Below are 15,135 nucleotides of genomic sequence, written 5' to 3'. Positions count from 1 at the left end.
CCGGCGGGCACCGTCAGCTCGCCCGTGCCGGGGCTCGTGCGCCGGGCGGCCGGCCACAGGCCACGCCGAGACGCCGGTCGCGGCGCAGGGACCTCGGGGGCCTTGGACAGGGGCGTCTGGGTGCCGGGGCGGGACGCACCCTCGTCGAACAGCACCTCGTCGGTGCGTTCGACGTCGCCGAGCCAGGCCTGGCAGTCGGCGCAGCCGGCTACGTGGTCGTCGGTGAGCCGGGGCGCGACACCCTCGTCCTCGCCGTCGAGGCGTGCCGACAACGCCTCCCTGGCGATCTCGCAGTCCACGCCCCTCATGGTGGCGCATCGCGGGCGCGGGCGCCAGGACCGGTCCGCTGCGACCCGTCGCGGATGTGATCTGCGCCACGACGGAACTTTCGGGGGTGCTCGCGCGACTAACTCTCTCCGAACGGGCCGGACGGGCCCGCGGGTGAGGAGCGACGGTGGTCGATCAAGTCGTGGTGGAGGCGCCGGAGCGGCTCGGGGCGCAGGAGCCGCCCGAGTCGGGTGCGTGGGCGCGGTGGCGTCCGCTGCTGCTCCGGTTGCACTTCTACGGCGGGCTGCTCGCCGGCCCGTTCATCCTGGTGGCGGCACTGACGGGTCTGCTGTACACGTGCACGCCGCAGCTGGACGGGATCGTGTTCCAGCACGAGGTGACGGTGAACGCGACCGCTCCGCACCGGACCAGCCTGGCGGCGCAGATCGCGGCCGCGCGCACGGTGTATCCGGAGGCCCCGATCACCAGCGTCAAGCCGCCGACCGTCGCGAGCGAGACCACCCAGATCGCCTTCGCCGCGCCGGGCGTGCCGCAGGACTACACGCGCACGGTGTTCGTGAACCCGTACACCGCGCAGGTCCAGGGGACCCTGACCACCTACGGCCAGTGGCTGCCGATCCGATCCTGGTTCGACACGATGCACCGCACGCTGCACCTCGGTGTGGTCGGTCGCTGCTACAGCGAGATCGCGGCCAGCTGGTTGTGGGTGATCGCGCTGGGCGGCTTGGCGCTGTGGATCGGCGGCGCCCGCGGCCGCCGCGGCGCCCGCGGCCTGGTCGTCCCGGATCGGGCGGCCACCGGGCGGGCCCGCACGCGCAGCTGGCACGGCGCCGTGGGCGGATGGATCGTCCTCGGCCTCCTGGCGCTGTCGGTCACCGGCCTGACCTGGTCGCGATTCGCCGGGGAGCACGTGAGCGAGCTGCGCTCGCAGCTGAGCTGGACCACGCCGTCGGTATCGACGGCGCTGCCGGGCGATCCGTCGGCGGAGGTGGCACCCGGGAGTTCTGCGCCGGATCCGACCGCCGGCGCCGACGCGGTGCTCGCGGGCGCCGAGCAGCTGGGTCTGAAGGGCCCGATGTGGATGACACCGCCCGCGAAGCCGGGACAGGCATGGCAGGTCGCCGAGAACAAGCGCGACTTCCCGACCCGGCAGGACGCCGCGGCGATCGCGCCCGACGGGCACGTCGTGGACGTGGTCCGGTTCGCATCGTGGCCGATCACGGCGAAGCTGACGCGCTGGGCGGTCGACACCCACATGGGGATCCTGTTCGGCCTGCCGAACCAGATCGCGCTGGCCGCGCTGGCGGTGTGCCTGCTCACGGTGATCGCCCGCGGGTACGTGATGTGGTGGCGCAGGCGGCCCACCCGGGGCGGGTTCGCGCCCGGTCCGAGGCGCGGCGCGTTGGCGGGACTGCGCCCGATCGAGGCGGTGGTCGCGGTGGCTGTACTCGTGGGCGTCGGCTGGTTCGCGCCGCTGTTCGGCACCACGCTCGGGCTGTTCGTGCTGGGCGACGCGCTGGTCGGGGAATACCGGCGGCGCAGGGCGGGGATCCCGGTGGGGACCGGCGGCTGCGCATGATCTCGGATCCGTTCCTGAAGTGGGCGGCGACGGTGGCCTTCCTGGTCACCGCCGTGTTCTGGCTGGCGCGCGCCGGCAGCCGCTCGGCGTCCGTGGCGGGTCGGTTCACGGGTGCGCTGCACGTCGTGATGTCGCTGGCCATGCTCACAATGGTCTGGCCGAACCTGCCCGGGGTGACGGCCACCGTCGGGATGACGGTGTTCGGCGTGGCCGCGGCCGTCTTCGTCGCGCTCCTGGGCACCCGGCGCGAGCACCGCGTCGAGAACGGCTACCACGCGCTGATGATGGCGACGATGGTGTGGATGTACGCGGTGATGGACCCGAGCATCGTCGGGGGCGTGCACTCGATGTCGGGCGGCGGATCGATGGACATGGGCGGCGGGATGACCATGTCCATGCCGATGTCCACGACCATGCACCTGCCCGGCTGGGCCGGCTACCTCGACCTCGCGATCGGCCTCGTCTACCTCGGCTTCGCCGCGGCCTGGGTCGCATACGCCTACCACGAAGCACACGCCCACGACCGCGCCCATCGCCTCACAGGCGCGATGCAGGCGGTCATGGCGGTCGCCACCGCGGCCATGTTCCTGTCGTACACCGGCTGACCCGTGATCCAGAACCCGATTCCACAATCCGAGGAGAACCCCATGTCGAACACCCGGCTGCGCCGCTCCGCTGCGGCGCTGGTACTCGCCGCGACGGCGGCACTCACCGTCGCGGGCTGTAGCAGCGCGTCGCCCACCCCGGCCTCGTCGTCCGCGGGTGACTCCATGCCGGCGAACATGCCCGGCATGGACATGTCGTCACACTCCGCTGCGGCACCGACGCAGGACACCCCGGTGACGCCGGCCGCGCTCGCCACCGTGCTGACCGACCAGAACGGGCGGACGTTCACCCTCGGCTCGCTGAAGGGCAAGACGATCGTGCTCACCGACTTCCTCACGACCTGCCAGGAGGTGTGCCCGATGACCAGCGTCAACATCCATGACGTCGCCGCGGCGGTGCATGCCGCCGGGTTGGACGACGAGGTCGCCGTGCTCGAGGGCACCGTCGACGCGGAGCGGGACACGCCGGCGCGGCTCCTGGCCTACCAGAAGCTCTACGGCGTGGAGCCGGCGTGGAGCCTGTTCACCGCGGGCTCCGCGAACACCGAGTCGTTCTGGAAGGACTTCGGCGTGAAGTTCGACCGCACCAAGGAGGACGACCCGGCGCCCACGGACTGGCTCACCGGCCGGCCGCTCACCTTCGACATCGACCACGACGACGCGATCCTGGTGATCGACCCCACCGGACACATCCGGTGGGAGTCGAACGGCATGGCGGACACGATGGGGCACAGGCCGCCCCAGAAGATCTACGACTTCCTCAGCGACGAGGGGCGCGGGAATCTGGCCCACCCGCCCGCGCAGTCGTGGACGGTCGCCGACGTGACGTCGGTGCTGACCACGGTGACCGGACACACGGTGACCGCGGGAAGCTGACCCGGCGCGGCGTCCGCCCCCGTCACGCTGTGGTGCCTGGCGCGCGCCGCGCGGCACGCGCCGCCCGAGACCCGTCCAGTCCCAGGGCCGCCAGGACCTGGTTGACGACAGCGCGCCGCACCTCGATGTGGTACGCCGTGTGATCGCCGGTCCCGGTCACCGTCATCGCGACGGGAGCGGCCGAGGCCCGGATCGCCTCCGGTCCCCCCGTCGACTCGACGAAGTGCCGGAAGTCGCCGGGCGCGAACACGAGCCGCACTCGCGTCGCGTCGGCGGCGAAGGTCTCGAACACGGCGTCGGGGAACTGCACCATCGGTAGGGTCCCGACGCCCCGCCAGAGCGACCGCGGCACCAGCCGGCGCAGGACCGGCGCGAGGCGACCCACCCGCCACATCACCGCGGCGTGTGCCCGTGTCGCAAACGTGTACGGCTGCTCGGCGCGGGGAGTGCCGGCCAGGTCGCCGTAGGCGAGGTCCAGGCGGGTCAGCGGGCCCACCGGCGTGAGTCGCCACATGAGCGGGTTGACCAGGACCGCGGTGGAATCCGCGGCGATCCCGGCGCGGCGTGCGTGCAGCGTGCCATGTGCCGCCATCCACGAACCCACGCAGATCCCGGACTGCACCACCTCCGCACCCGGTGGCGGGTCCAGCGCGTCGAGCACGGTGGTACCCGCGGAGATGTAGCCGCGGGTGTACAGCGGAAGATAGTCGTCGTCCTCGGCCGCCGTGCCCGACTCGCCCACAGTAGGACGGTCGTACCGGACTCCGCGTCCTCCCCGGAGGGCGACGCCCAGCGCCGCCTCGTAGAACAGGCGGGACGGGCCGCTCCGGACGTACTGGCCGAGCGAGTGCGCGACGAACACGTCGAGCGCGTCGTCGTGGGTGCCCTCGATCGCGGTCTCCCAGGTGAGCATCTCGCCGACCGTCCGCAGCCGCGTGACGATCGCCCGACCGTCCTCGGTGTGCCCGACGGCCGCCGAATCGCGGAGGGCGACGGTGACGGGCGCGGTCTCGGCCGGGACCGTCGCGTCGAGCCAGTCGGCGATCCGGGCGAACTCGTCGACGGGGAAGCTCAGCCACGCCGGGTGACTCGGCTCGAGAAAGGCCTCCTGGTCGCCGATCTCGAGCAGCCTCACGCCACGCTCGGCCTGGCCGCGCGCGAACCGGCCCCCGGCGTCGGTGCCGCGGACCACCGCGAGCACGCGCTCGGGCGGTAGCGCCGCGCCGACGTCCGTGGGCAGGGTCAGCCCGCCGAACCGGGCCGCGGTCTTCGGGTGCAGTGACTGCCCCGCCGTGTGCACGTACTCGACGGCCGGGTCGAAGCCGGGCGTCGCGTCGCCGGTGCAGTTCGTGACGGTGTCGGTGCCGACGGCCGCTGCGTCCGCGCCGGGCGACCGGGCTGGTGCGGCCACGGCGGGGCCCTCCACCGCCTCGCTGACCATGTTGTACAGCACCGTCTTCGCACGGATGTACTGGCGCCCCCTGGTGACCGGGTCCCACAGCACCATCGCGTCCAGGGGGCCGGCGTCGGCGTGCGCGAGCAGCAGCGCGCCGGCGCGGTGCCCGATCGCCACCGTCTGCGGCGCGCCGAGCGAGCGCAGGTACTCGGCGGCGTCCCCGACGGAGGAGATCCATGCGTCGGCGGCGTCGGCTCGGTACTGGGAGCCCGCCGACTCACCGGTGCACGCATAGTCGAACCGCAGCACCGCGAATCCCCGCCCCGCCAGGCGTTCGGCGAACAGCTTGAGCCCGCGCGTCGTCTCGGCCTGCTCCTTGCCGAGCGAAGGGCACAGCAGCACCCCGGCGCGCACCCGCCCCGACGCGGGATACGACACGGCACCGAACAGCGCCGCGTCGCCGGTGCCGAAGTATCCGGCCGTGGTCACGACCGCCCCCGTCGATTCAGACCCCCCGGTCATCTCAGCTCCTACTGGTCGAGCCCACGGTCACAACCCCATCGCCGCGCGCACCGGCGCGGGCCAGGCGGAGGTCGCGAGACCGTGGGTCGTCAGCAGCGCCAGGGCGATCCGCTCCATACCGAAGCCGACGCACGCGCTGTTGGCGACGTCGCCGTCGGCGCTGGCGATGCCGAAGTTCTCGCCGAAGTGATCGCGATGGCAGTTCGCCGACACCACCGCGGTGCCGTCGGACAGATCGCCGTACAGCCGGACCACCAGCTCGGTCTTGAGGTTCTCCTCGAGCTGGTTCACCGCCAGGATGCGGCCGGCGCGGCCGAAGAACGGGTCGTTCGCGGGCACCGCGTCGGCCTCGAGCCCGAGGTCCGACAGCACCTGCAGGCCGCGCGGTACCCACTGATCGCGGTGCTGCTCGGCGCCGGCCCGATCCCCGACGTAGACGTACTCGTGCATGCGGAACGCCTGCATGCGGGCAGGATCGATCGACGGCTCGTGCCGGAAGCAGTATCCGTATACGTCGCGCAGCTCGCCGTCGGGCCCGATGGTCTTGGGCAGCGTCGCGTACGTGGGATGGCAGGCGGCGGAGACGAGCATCGTCCCGGCCGACGCGAGGTGGCCGTCCCACGGCAGCCCGGCCTCGCGGTCCGCGAGCAGCGCGCGGTGCGCCTTGTTGTCGCCGTCGAACGTCGAGATGGCGCCGGTGAGGTTGGGGAACGACGCGATGTAGTCGGTCTTCTCGAAGTCTGCGCGCGGGAACACGGGCGGGAACCGCACGACACGCGGCCGTTCGCCGTGGGCTGCCCGCCCGGCCGCGCGGATGGCGTGGTCGATGCCCTCGATGACGGCCTCGAACTCGCCGCTGCGACCGTACAGACCGTCGAGCCCCGTCGGGATCAGCAGGCCGGCGTCGATCAGGCGGGTGCGGAAGTCGCGCCGGGCGGCATCGAGTGCCTCGGTGGGGGAGAGCTCAGCGGGGGTGTCGGTGGTCATGCACGTCCTCGGTAGGCGAGCACCAACTTGGCGTTGTTGGCGCGGATCCGGTCGTTGGAGACCATCACCTGCGGCCCGTAGGCGTCCCGCAACAGGCGGCCCATGGATGCGGCGTGGTCCTCGCGATAGCCGTTGATGCCGGTTAGCGCGAGCGCCCCCGTCACCACGTCGACCACCGCGAGCGAGGTGTTCAGCTTGAGGTTGTTCATCGCGATCGCGAAACCGATGGTCGGCTCCGCCTCGCCGCTGGCGAGGAACTGCTCGTACCGGCGGATCTCGGTGGCCACCGACGACTCGAAGCGCTGGTGGATCACCAGCAGGTCGGCGAGCTTGGCGGCTTGCGGAGGGGTCTGGCCGGGGGTGCGCCGCGCGGCGGAACGCACCTGGGCGCGCGCCTTGTCGACGGCGGCGTCGGCGATGCCGAGCCATACCGAGCCCCACAGGGTGTGCGAGGACGGCAGCATCGTGTGCGACGAGATGGTGGCGTAGTCCACGGGTACGACGTGGTCCGGGATGGTCCGGGCGCGCAGTAGGAAGCCGGGGCTGCACGTACCGCGGAAGCCGAGGGTGTTCCACTGCGAGGTCTGCTCGAGTTCGGTGTCGTCTCTGGGACACACCACCAGGACCTGGTCGGTGGGCGGGCTGTCCGGGGAGCGGCGCGCGGTGGCGCAGATGTAGTCCGCGTAGGCGCCGTACGAGATCACAGGGGCGTTCTTCTCGAGGCGCACACCGTCGCCGTCGGGCTCCACGGCGCACGTCGACGAGCCGGTGTCGCCGCCCGTGGTGATCTCCGTGGTCGACGACGCGAGCAGGGCCTCGGTCTCGGCGATGTGTCGGGTGAGGTCTGCGATGGGTCCCGTCGCGGCGTGGAACCGCAGCGACAGGGCCTGCGTGTGGTGCATCGCGAAGACCATTCCCGCGGAACTGCACGCGGCCCCCAGACGCCGGGCGACGTCGGCGAGTGCGGTGATCGAGCTCGACCGCCCGCCGAGCTCGGTCGGCAGCGAGGCGGACAGCAGGCCCGCGCCGCGCATAGCCTCGACGGCCTCGTGCGGGAACCGCGCGTCGCGGTCGACCTCGGCAGCGGCGGCCGTCGCCGCAGCCACCGCCTCGGTGCAGTCGAGACCGGATGAGGAGGTAGTATCGGTCAATTCAGTCGAAACCCCCACCGGGCCCCCGTATTCGTCGTCCTAGAACCGCGCGAAGCGGCCCGTGTCGGTCGCGCCCGACCCTAGGGTGGTTTCGCGACCCGTATTGCCAGTTCGGAAATTTACACTAACTTGGTGATCGTTGATCGCCCATTGGAAGTGTCCTCGGTTGATCATCTAGAGTCAAACATAACCCGTAGATCGAGAGCGAGAGATGGAACAGAAGATCCGCGAGATCCTGGCCGCCCATGGGAAATTGGCGGTGGACGTCGCTTCGCTGTCCGACGACAGTAACCTCTTCGAGGCTGGCCTGACCTCGCACGCGAGTGTCAACGTCATGCTGGCGTGCGAGGACGAGTTCGACGTCGAGTTCCCCGACGAGGCGCTCAAGAAGGCCACGTTCGCGTCCATCGACGCCCTGTCGGACGTGGTCGGCCGGCTGGTCGACGAGTCCGCCTGACATGGCCGGGCTGCTCGGCCTGACTGCGGTCGCGACGAGTGACGGCCACCGGCCCGCGCCCGCGCACGGCGAGGACCGCATCTGGCGGGAGACCAACTGCTACCTCGACCTGTGGATCGAGCTGTTGCACGTCCTGGGCGAGGATCCCGTCCCGTCGCTGGTGTGCGCGCTGTCGGCGGGCTACGACGGTGACGTGTGGACCTTCGTCAAGCCCGCGCCGGAGGACCTGCGCGAGTTGTACGGGCTCGACGTCGCCGAGGAGAACATGTGGCGGCCGGTGCTCGCCACCGTCGAGAGCGGTCCCGGCCGCGGCGTGCTGCACACCGTGGAGGTGGACAGCTGGTGGTTGCCCGACACCGAGGGCACCGACTACCGCACCGGGCACACCAAGACCACCATCGTCCCGCTGCGCGTCGACCGTGCGGCGCGCGAGATGACCTACGTGCACAACGCGGGCGTCTTCGAGCTGTCCGGCGACGACTTCGACGGCGTGTTCACGCTGCCGCCGCGCTCGGACTGGGTGCTGCTGCCGTACGTCGAGCAGGTGCGCCGGGTGCGGCCCGCCGGCCCCGTCGACGCCGTCGCGGTCGCCCTCGCCGCCCGAGCCCACCTCGACCGGCGGCCGCCGGACAACCCCGTCGCCCGGCTCGGATCGGGCGTGCAGGACGCCGCGGGCTGGCTCGGCGAGGCCGGGATGGACACCTTCCACCTGTGGGCCTTCGCCACGCTGCGGCAGTGCGGCGCGACGGCCGAGGTCGCGGCCGACCTCGCCGACTACCTGGCGGGCCGCGGGTTCGCGGGTGCCGAGGCTGCGGCCGAGCCGCTGCGCCGGGTGGCGGCGGACGCCAAGGCTGTGCAGTTCAAGATGGCCCGCGCCGCGCGCGGGCGGGCGGTGGACGTCACCTCGCTGCTGGGGCGGATGGCGGCCGACTGGCAGGCCGGGATCGACGCGCTCGATCGCACCCTGCCCCGGAGCTGAGGGTGACCGCGCGCCTGGGCGAGTGGCGGCTGCTGCGGACCGAGCCCGACGAGGCCGCGGCACCGGACGAGCTGGCCGGGCGGTGGGCCGATGCGCTCCCCGTGGACGCCCCGTCGCCGGTCGGCGCGGTGGTCGGCCCGGGAGTCGACGTCGATGCGTACGACTGGTGGATGCGCGCCCGGGTGACCGCGACCGGCGCGGCGCGGGTGACGCTGCACGGCGTCACCGCCCCAGGCGTCGTGTATCTCGACGGCGAGTTCGCCGCGGATGTCGAATCCACATTCCTGCCCGTGCATCTCGACCTCGACGGCGGCGAGCACGAGGTGGTCCTGCGCTTCCCCTCCCTACGGCGGTGGTTGCGCACCCGGCGCCCACGCGGTCGGTGGCGGTCCACCCTCGTGCCCGACCAGGGGCTGCGCTGGCTGCGCACCACCCTCATCGGGCGCGCGCCCGTGTACGGCGCCGGGGCCCTGCCCGCACCCGTCGGGGTGTGGCGGCCGGTCACCGTCGACGCCGGTCCGCGGGTCGACGGTCTGCGGATCGACCCCGACCCCGCGACCGGCGGGATCCGGGTGCGGGGCGCGGTGGTCGGCGGCGCGGACGTGCGGATCGCCGTCGTGGGGCCGGACGGGACCGAGGTCGCGGATCCGGTCACGGTTCCGGCGGCGGGCGGCATCGACGCGACGGCGGTCGTGCCCGACCCGCGGCCGTGGTGGCCGCGCGGCTACGGCGCGCAGCCGCTGTACCGGGTGCGGGTCGAGGTCGACGGTGTCGTGGCAGCCGAGCGGCGCGTCGGCTTCCGCACGGTGGCGGCGGACCGATGCAGCGACGGATTCCAGCTGCGGGTCAACGGGATCGACGTGTTCGCGCGGGGTGTGACCTGGGTGCCGCCCGACCCGGTCGCGCTCACCGTGGACGCGTCGGTCCTGCGGGCGCACCTGGCGACGTTCGCCGCGGCGGGCGCCACGATGGTCCGGGTGGTCGGCGGTCTGGTGTACGAGCAGCCGGAGTTCTACGAGCTGTGCGCCGAGCTGGGGCTGCTGGTGTGGCAGGACGTCATGCAGGCGACGTTCGACCCGCCCGCCGAGACGGGTGCGCTGATGTGCCGCGAGCTCGACCAGTTGCTGGGTCGGCTGTCGGGTAATCCGGCGTTCGCCGTGGTCAGCGGCGGCAGCGAGACCGAGCAGCAGCCGGAGATGCTCGGTGTCGACGCCGCCGGGCGCGAGATGCCGCTGCTGCGCACCGAACTGACGGCGGTGGTCGCGGCGCACGGCGGCCCGGCCTACGTGACGTCCACCCCGTCGTCGCCCGGCGGCCGGCTGGCGATCGCGCCGGATGTCGGGGTGGCGCACTGGTTCGGGGTCGGCGGATACCTGCGGCCGCTCGCCGACGTGCGCACCGCGGGCGTGCGGTTCGCCGCCGAGTCGCTGGCCTTCGCCGTGCCCCCGCGACCCGCGGCGCTCGACCGGCACTTCGCGTCCGCGGCGCAGGCCGGGCATCACCCGGCGTGGAAGGCCGGCGTCCCCCGGGACCGCACCGCCGCATGGGATTTCGAGGACGTCCGCGACTTCTACGTGCGCGAGGTGTTCGGGGTCGACCCCGCGGCCGTCCGCCGCGCGGACCCCGAGCGCTACCTGCAGCTCGGCCGGCTCGCCGTCGCCGAGGCCATGGGCACGTGCTTCGCCTTCTGGCGCCGGGATCCCCGCTGCGGCGGCGCCCTGGTGCTGGCCGCCAAGGATCTCGTTCCGGGCGCCGGCTGGGGACTGCTGGACAGCGACGGCGACCCGAAACTGCCACTGGCCGTGCTGCGTCGGGTGTGGGCGCCGGTGGCCGTCACCGTCGTCGACGACGGCCTCGCGGGCCTGCGCATCGACGTGCACAACGACGCGTCGCTCCCGCTGCGCGGCACACTCGAGCTGGTGGCGACCGACGACCTGGGCAACCGGACCGTCACGGGCGCAACGGAACTCGAGGTGGTCGCACACGGCGCGGCCGGCTTCCACGACGAGCAGCTGACCGGTAGGTTCACTGATCTGGCACATGCGTACCGGTTCGGCCCGCGGGTGGCCGGCGCGGTGGACGTGCGGCTCCTGAGCGACGACGGTGACGTGCTCGCTCGGGACGCGCTGGTGCTCGCCCCGGTACGCGGCCGGTCGAATCTCAGCGCGACTGCGGTGCAGACCGATTCGGGCTGGGAGCTGGAGCTCTCGGCCGGGATCCCGCTGCGTTACGTGTGCATCGAGGCCGACGGGTGGCGGCCGTCCGACGACTGCTTCGCGCTCGCGGCGGGTGTGCCGTACCGCGTGACGCTGGCGCCCGACGGCGGCGCCGACCGCCCCCCGCGCGGCTCGGTGACGTCGGTCGACGCCGTGGAGCGCGCGCCGATCACGGTGGCCGGATGACCCCGCCGGTCGCGGTCGGCTGCGACATCGTAGCCATCGACGAGATCCGTTCGTCGATAGCGGCTTTCGGCGAGAAGTACCTCGCCCGGGTGTTCACCGAACGGGAGCGCGCCGAAAGTTCGGGCGCCGACGGGGTCGCTCGGCTCGCCGCGCGGTACGCCGCGAAGGAGGCGGCGCTCAAGGCGCTCGCGATCACCGATCTGCCGACCCCGCCGCGCACCGTCGAGACCGTGCTCGACGGTGGCGTGCCCCGCCTCGTGCTGCACGGCGACTTCGCCACCCGCGCCCGGGAGCTCGGCTACGAGCACCTGGCGGTGTCGTTGTCGCACACCGACTGTCACGCGGTGGCCGTGGTGGTCGCCGCCCGGTCCGCGGATTTCCTGCCGAGTGCGCGCGACGGCGTGCACTGAGCGGATCAGACCGTCTGGATCGTGTCCTGCGGCACGGTCAGGCCTGCGACGACGGTGGCGAGCTCCTCGTCGGGGTCGACGGTGACGCCGATAGTGTGGGCGGCGCCGTCCAGGATGAACCAGGTGATGTCGGTCAGGGCCGCCACCATCTCGTCGCGGCTGCGGACGGTGGCCGCCGACTCGCCGCGGATCCAGCTGGTCAGGGTCGCCTCGACCATGTTGACGACCACGAACGGGATCGCCTCGAAGGCACTGCGATCGGCGCCGGTCGCGACGGCCAACGCGGCGATCGTGTCGTCGGACCGCTGCACGATGCGCCGTTTCAGCTCGCCGATCGCGTCGGGGGCATCGGGGCTCGCGGCGGCGGGGCCGGCGCGGAGCAGCTCGACCAGGCGGGGATGCTCCGACATCCAGGTCGCGGCCGAGTCGATCGTCCGGGCGAGGATCGACCGCAGTGAGCCGTGCGAGATGTCGAGGTCCGTCTCGAGCTCGTCGGCGAACTGGTCGAGGACGAACTGCCGCAGGGTGCGCTCCAGGTCGTCCTTGCCCTTGAACTGGCGGTATACGACGGACTTCGCGACGCCGGCCTGATCGGCGACCCGCTGGACCGGGACATCTGCTCCGGGTGGTGACTGCTCGACCAGATCGGCCGCGGCCGCCAGGATCGCCGCACGGCGCTCGACGTTGTGCGACTTCCAGCGCTCCGCGTATCCACTCGTCGGTGTGTCGGCGGCCCTCGTCATACCTGCGCAGGCTACTCGCCCGCGCAGCACGCCGGCCCGCTGGTCGGGTTCTGCTCGAACCGTGCCGCCGGCCGGCTCAGAGGGCGGCGCGGGCGTCCCGGGTCGGCTCGCCGCGGTAGCGCGCATAGCCGCCGTCGATGTGCAGCCGCTTCCACAGGCGCTTGGCGACCGGCGTCATCAGGCCGAGATCCTTCGCCAGTGTGCGCATCTCGGCGAAGTAATCGGAGAGCAGTGCACGCGACATCGGGCTCCGCCAGAAGGCTTCGCGGATCACCTCGTCGGGGACGTCGAACCGCTCGATGAAGTCCTTCGACGGCCCGAATATCTCACCGACCAACCAGCGCATCGCGATCGGGAAGGCGATGGCGCAGATCCGCTGCTGACGCCGAGACATCCGCGCCATGTGGGCGTGCAGGAACTCGTGCGCGAACGAGATGTGCCGAGCCTCCTCGGCGATGTGGATCTGCATGGTGCGGAGCACGAGCGGCGGGAGCGACGCGCCCTCCCGCATAACGGCCTTCTGGAAGTGGTCGATGGGCTCCTCGCCGCCGAGGATGCCGATGAAGAGGATCATGTGCGCGTATCCGCCCGCGACCCCGATCAGCGGGGACAGGCGACGGAACCCGGGCCGCATGCCCGGCACATCGGCGTCGATCCGGTTGACCAGTTCCTGGAACATCTGGATGTGGTTGCACTCCTCCGTCATCTCGTGGAGGCAGTAGCGGAACTCGGCCGATTTGTTCGGCAGCTTCATGATGTACTGCATCATTCCGCGGATGAGGATGCTCTCGAAGGCCGCACCCACCTTGATCGTGTTCGCGATCCGCCACCGACCGATCTCGATCTGCCGGTCCAGGGGGAGGTCGCGATACCACTGCGTGGCGCCGAGCGGATCCAGTGCCGGCGGCAGCACCCACCGCGGATCGTTCGGGTCGAGCGCCAGCTCCGGGGCGTCCCAGGCGACGTCCAGATACGGGTCGAAGTGGCGGTGTACCGAGCCGTCGGACAGGTCGTCGAGGGTCTGTAGGTAGACCTCGTCGAAGCCGCCGGCTGCGCGTGGGTTCGAGTCGATCGACACGGGGGTCTCCTCATCAGCGTTGACGTGACACCCGCGAATTTACCCGTACCGACGGTCCCGGTAAATAGATTTGAGAGAAAATCTTGCGCTGTCGATCATGACCGCTACGGCCGCGGGAAGATCGATGCGAACGACGGTGCCGCCGCGTCCTTCCCGGAGCGCACGTAGGTCAGCGCGGAGCCGTCCCGGCCGGTGGTGGGCCAATCGATCCCGAGGGTGGGGTCGAAGGCGTCCAGGTCGTGGTCCAACTCGGGGGTGTACTCGAGCGAGCACAGGTACATGACCGTCGAGTCGTCCTCGAGCGACAGGATCGCGTGCCCGAGACCCGCGGACAGGTACACGGCGCGCCGGTCGACATCGTCGAGCAGCACGCTGTCCCATCGCCTGAACGTCGGGGACGAGGGCCGCAGGTCCACGATCACGTCCAGGAACGCGCCGCGCACGCACGTGACGTATTTCGCCTGCCCGGGGGGGTCGTCGGTGTAGTGGATCCCGCGGAGCACCCCCGCGGCGGACACCGAGCAGTTGGCCTGCAGCAGGCTCAGCGGCGTACCGACGGCCGCCTCGAACTCCGATGCCTTGAACCACTCGAGGAACCTGCCCCGGTCGTCGCCGAACTGCTGTGGCGTGAACTCCCACGCGCCGGGGATGCTCAGCTCCCGTGCCGATAGCGTCATCGCCCACCCTCCCGCTCGAGCAGTCCCAGTAGATAGGTGCCGTACCCCGACTTCACCAGCGGCGCGGCGCGGTCCTTCAACTGCGCGTCGGTGAGGAGGCCGCGTCGCCAGGCCACCTCCTCCGGCACCCCGATCCGCAGTCCCTGCCGCTGCTCGATAGTGCGCACGTAGGTTCCCGCGTCGAGCAGCGAGTCGACGGTGCCGGTGTCGAGCCACGCCGTGCCGCGCGGCAGTACCTCGACCTGCAGTCGCCCCTGCTCGAGGTACGCGCGGTTGACGTCGGTGATCTCGAGTTCGCCGCGCGGTGACGGCGCCAGGTGCGCCGCGATGTCGACGACGTCGTTGTCGTAGAAGTACAGGCCAGGGACGGCGTAGTTGGAGGTCGGCTCGATGGGCTTCTCCACCAGCGACGTCGCCCGCCCGGAGTCGTCGAACTCCACCACGCCGTAGCGCTCGGGGTCGGACACCCAGTACGCGAACACCGCGCCGCCGTCGATGCCGTCGAATCGGCTCAGCTGCGTGCCCAGGCCGGGGCCGTAGAAGATGTTGTCGCCCAGCACGAGCGCCACGGAGTCGGTGCCGATGTGGTCGCGGCCGATCACGAAGGCCTGCGCCAGCCCGTCGGGGCTCGGCTGCACGGCGTAGGTGAGGGACACGCCGAACTGCGACCCGTCGCCGAGCAGACGGCTGAAGGCCTCCTGGTCGTGCGGGGTCGTGATGATCAGGATGTCCGTGATCCCGGCCAGGATCAGGGTCGACAACGGGTAGTAGATCATCGGCTTGTCGTAGACCGGTGCCAGCTGCTTACTGACCCCGAGCGTGATCGGGTGCAGCCGGGAGCCGGTGCCACCGGCCAGGATGATTCCGCGCACGGGAGGAGTCTGTCATTCACTGTGGCGAATCGCCACTGCGGATCGAGTGATGTGGCCAACCACGGAATTTATTGTCGTGTATCTAAACATCTCGATTTGACACCGAATGGGGT

Annotated in this window: 15 protein-coding genes; 7 read left to right on the top strand and 8 right to left on the bottom strand. The window is 71.6% G+C overall.

Annotation, left to right across the window (positions count from 1 at the left end; genetic code table 11):
- Positions 1-299, bottom strand: a 299-nt coding sequence (locus ABD908_RS16620; RefSeq protein WP_344997916.1) for a zf-HC2 domain-containing protein, incomplete at its 3' end; no start/stop codon positions are given.
- Between the two features lie 155 nt (positions 300-454).
- On the opposite strand from ABD908_RS16620, the gene ABD908_RS16615 reads away from it, so the two are divergent.
- From ABD908_RS16615 to ABD908_RS16605, 3 genes are read left to right on the top strand one after another with little or no spacing between them, the layout of a single operon-like run.
- A complete protein-coding gene (locus ABD908_RS16615) occupies positions 455-1,867 on the top strand; it encodes a PepSY-associated TM helix domain-containing protein (protein WP_344997914.1) in 1,413 nt (470 codons plus the stop codon).
- A complete protein-coding gene (locus ABD908_RS16610; protein WP_344997912.1) occupies positions 1,864-2,472 on the top strand; it encodes a DUF5134 domain-containing protein in 609 nt (202 codons plus the stop codon). The genes ABD908_RS16615 and ABD908_RS16610 overlap by 4 nt, the downstream gene beginning before the upstream one ends.
- 42 nt (positions 2,473-2,514) lie before the next feature.
- Positions 2,515-3,348 (top strand): SCO family protein, encoded by an 834-nt coding sequence (locus ABD908_RS16605; RefSeq protein WP_344997910.1) that lies wholly within the window; start codon positions 2,515-2,517, stop codon positions 3,346-3,348.
- A 22-nt stretch (positions 3,349-3,370) separates the two neighbouring features.
- Here the strand turns inward: ABD908_RS16605 and ABD908_RS16600 are convergent, their stop codons facing one another.
- Genes ABD908_RS16600 through ABD908_RS16590 form a run of 3 tightly spaced genes read right to left on the bottom strand, consistent with a single transcriptional unit; the run spans position 3,371 to position 7,404 of the window.
- A complete protein-coding gene (locus ABD908_RS16600) occupies positions 3,371-5,266 on the bottom strand; it encodes an alpha/beta hydrolase (protein WP_344997908.1) in 1,896 nt (631 codons plus the stop codon).
- Positions 5,267-5,293: 27 nt separating this feature from the next.
- The gene (locus tag ABD908_RS16595; protein WP_344997906.1) at positions 5,294-6,253 is read right to left on the bottom strand and encodes an amino acid--[acyl-carrier-protein] ligase; all 960 of its coding nucleotides are present in this window, start codon (positions 6,251-6,253) and stop codon (positions 5,294-5,296) included.
- Complete coding sequence (locus ABD908_RS16590) at positions 6,250-7,404, bottom strand: acyl-CoA dehydrogenase family protein (protein WP_344997904.1); 1,155 nt, start codon at positions 7,402-7,404, stop codon at positions 6,250-6,252. Before ABD908_RS16590 ends, ABD908_RS16595 begins: the two co-directional genes overlap by 4 nt.
- A 211-nt stretch (positions 7,405-7,615) precedes the next feature.
- On the opposite strand from ABD908_RS16590, the gene ABD908_RS16585 reads away from it, so the two are divergent.
- Genes ABD908_RS16585 through ABD908_RS16570 form a run of 4 tightly spaced genes read left to right on the top strand, consistent with a single transcriptional unit; the run spans position 7,616 to position 11,652 of the window.
- A complete protein-coding gene (locus ABD908_RS16585) occupies positions 7,616-7,861 on the top strand; it encodes an acyl carrier protein (RefSeq protein WP_344997902.1) in 246 nt (81 codons plus the stop codon).
- Between the two features lies 1 nt (position 7,862).
- Positions 7,863-8,840, top strand: coding sequence for a DUF1839 family protein (locus ABD908_RS16580; protein ID WP_344997900.1), 978 nt, complete (start codon positions 7,863-7,865; stop codon positions 8,838-8,840).
- Positions 8,841-8,842: 2 nt separating this feature from the next.
- Positions 8,843-11,242, top strand: a complete 2,400-nt coding sequence (locus ABD908_RS16575; protein ID WP_344997898.1) for a glycoside hydrolase family 2 protein — start codon at positions 8,843-8,845, stop codon at positions 11,240-11,242.
- Positions 11,239-11,652 (top strand): 4'-phosphopantetheinyl transferase superfamily protein, encoded by a 414-nt coding sequence (locus ABD908_RS16570; protein ID WP_344997896.1) that lies wholly within the window; start codon positions 11,239-11,241, stop codon positions 11,650-11,652. Before ABD908_RS16575 ends, ABD908_RS16570 begins: the two co-directional genes overlap by 4 nt.
- 5 nt (positions 11,653-11,657) lie before the next feature.
- Here the strand turns inward: ABD908_RS16570 and ABD908_RS16565 are convergent, their stop codons facing one another.
- From ABD908_RS16565 to rfbA, 4 genes are all read right to left on the bottom strand, one after another.
- Complete coding sequence (locus ABD908_RS16565) at positions 11,658-12,395, bottom strand: TetR/AcrR family transcriptional regulator (protein ID WP_344997894.1); 738 nt, start codon at positions 12,393-12,395, stop codon at positions 11,658-11,660.
- Positions 12,396-12,471: 76 nt separating this feature from the next.
- On the bottom strand, positions 12,472-13,467 hold the full coding sequence (locus ABD908_RS16560; protein WP_385924597.1) for an AurF N-oxygenase family protein: 996 nt from the start codon (positions 13,465-13,467) through the stop codon (positions 12,472-12,474).
- Positions 13,468-13,577: 110 nt separating this feature from the next.
- Entirely contained in the window at positions 13,578-14,150 is a 573-nt protein-coding gene (locus ABD908_RS16555) for a dTDP-4-dehydrorhamnose 3,5-epimerase family protein (protein WP_344997890.1), read from the bottom strand.
- On the bottom strand, positions 14,147-15,022 hold the full coding sequence (gene rfbA, locus ABD908_RS16550) for a glucose-1-phosphate thymidylyltransferase RfbA (RefSeq protein ID WP_344997888.1): 876 nt from the start codon (positions 15,020-15,022) through the stop codon (positions 14,147-14,149). The genes ABD908_RS16555 and rfbA overlap by 4 nt, the downstream gene beginning before the upstream one ends.
- Positions 15,023-15,135: the final 113 nt, after the last annotated feature.

Origin of the sequence: Tsukamurella soli, from assembly GCF_039541155.1 — a bacterium.
Lineage (GTDB): Bacteria > Actinomycetota > Actinomycetes > Mycobacteriales > Mycobacteriaceae > Tsukamurella > Tsukamurella soli.
This window is presented reverse-complemented; position numbering and strand designations above follow the sequence as displayed.

Coding starts and splice junctions, on each gene's coding strand:
- ABD908_RS16610 (WP_344997912.1), top strand. CDS start 1,864: ATGATCTCGGATCCGTTCCTGAAGTGGGCGGCGACGGTGGCCTTCCTG.
- ABD908_RS16605 (WP_344997910.1), top strand. CDS start 2,515: ATGTCGAACACCCGGCTGCGCCGCTCCGCTGCGGCGCTGGTACTCGCC.
- ABD908_RS16600 (WP_344997908.1), bottom strand. CDS start 5,266: ATGACCGGGGGGTCTGAATCGACGGGGGCGGTCGTGACCACGGCCGGA.
- ABD908_RS16595 (WP_344997906.1), bottom strand. CDS start 6,253: ATGACCACCGACACCCCCGCTGAGCTCTCCCCCACCGAGGCACTCGAT.
- ABD908_RS16585 (WP_344997902.1), top strand. CDS start 7,616: ATGGAACAGAAGATCCGCGAGATCCTGGCCGCCCATGGGAAATTGGCG.
- ABD908_RS16580 (WP_344997900.1), top strand. CDS start 7,863: ATGGCCGGGCTGCTCGGCCTGACTGCGGTCGCGACGAGTGACGGCCAC.
- ABD908_RS16570 (WP_344997896.1), top strand. CDS start 11,239: ATGACCCCGCCGGTCGCGGTCGGCTGCGACATCGTAGCCATCGACGAG.
- ABD908_RS16565 (WP_344997894.1), bottom strand. CDS start 12,395: ATGACGAGGGCCGCCGACACACCGACGAGTGGATACGCGGAGCGCTGG.
- ABD908_RS16555 (WP_344997890.1), bottom strand. CDS start 14,150: ATGACGCTATCGGCACGGGAGCTGAGCATCCCCGGCGCGTGGGAGTTC.